Raw genomic sequence first — 1,281 nt, forward strand, 5'->3', positions numbered from 1 at the left:
TAACAACACTTCTCCCGCCGGCCTTAGGATTCTCTCCTCATCCACCTGTGTCGGTTTACGGTACGGGTACTTATGAAACAATAGCGGCTTTTCTTGGCAGCTGGCTCACACGCTTCTCTACTAATGTTCGATCCACATAACGCTTTACATTTTTCATGCGGTTTTGCCTGCATGACTGCTATACGCTTGTACCGGCTTTTCCATTTCCGGCTCGTGCTCTCCTTCTGCGTCCCCACAGTTCTGTTCATAAGCAGTACAGGAATTTCAACCTGTTATCCATCGACTACGGCTCTCGCCCTCGCCTTAGGCCCCGACTTACCCAGGGAAGATCAGCTTTACCCTGGAAACCTTAGATATTCGGCCTTTAAGATTCTCACTTAAATCTCGCTACTCATTCCGGCATTCTCTCTTCTTAACTCTCCACTGCTCCTTACAGTACAGCTTCGTCGACTTAAGAATGCTCCTCTACCATCCTTTCGGATCCACAGCTTCGGTGTCGTGTTTTAGCCCCGGACATTTTCGGCGCAGGACCTCTCGACTAGTGAGCTATTACGCACTCTTTGAATGTATGGCTGCTTCTGAGCCAACATCCTAGTTGTCTTCGAAATCCCACATCCTTTACCACTTAACACGCACTTTGGGACCTTAGCTGGTGGTCTGGGCTCTTTCCCTTTTGACTACCCAACTTATCTCGTGCAGTCTGACTCCCGTACATCATCTACGCGGCATTCGGAGTTTGATAATCTTCGGTAAGCTTTGACGCCCCCTAGGATATTCAGTGCTCTACCTCCGCAAGACTAATACGAGGCTAGCCCTAAAGCTATTTCGAGGAGAACCAGCTATCTCCGGGTTCGATTGGAATTTCTCCCCTACCCACACCTCATCGCCACCCTTTTCAACGGATGTGCGTTCGGTCCTCCATCGCCTTTTACGGCGACTTCAACCTGGACATGGGTAGATCACCCGGTTTCGGGTCTTCTTGTACTGACTTATGCGTGCTATTAACACTTGCTTTCACTTCGGCTCCGCACCTTAAGTGCTTAACCTTGCCGGTACAAGAAACTCGCCGGACCGTTCTACAAAAAGTACGCGGTCCTACCTTAACGTAGTTCCACAGCTTGTAAACACAGGGTTTCAGGTTCTCTTTCACTCCCCTCCCGGGGTCCTTTTCACCTTTCCTTCACAGTACTATGCGCTATCGGTCACTGAGTAGTATTTAGCCTTGGAGGGTGGTCCCTCCGCCTTCCCACAAGGTTTCTCGTGTCTCGTGGTACTCCGGAT

General features: G+C 50.0%; 1 rRNA gene. It reads right to left on the reverse strand.

The window, feature by feature from the left end:
- Positions 1 to 1,281: ribosomal RNA gene (locus ABUA34_RS14310) — 23S ribosomal RNA — on the reverse strand; the annotation flags it as partial.

This window comes from Coprococcus sp. RTP21428st1_C9_RTP21428_210409 (genome assembly GCF_040227395.1).
GTDB classification, from domain to species: domain Bacteria; phylum Bacillota; class Clostridia; order Lachnospirales; family Lachnospiraceae; genus Coprococcus; species Coprococcus aceti.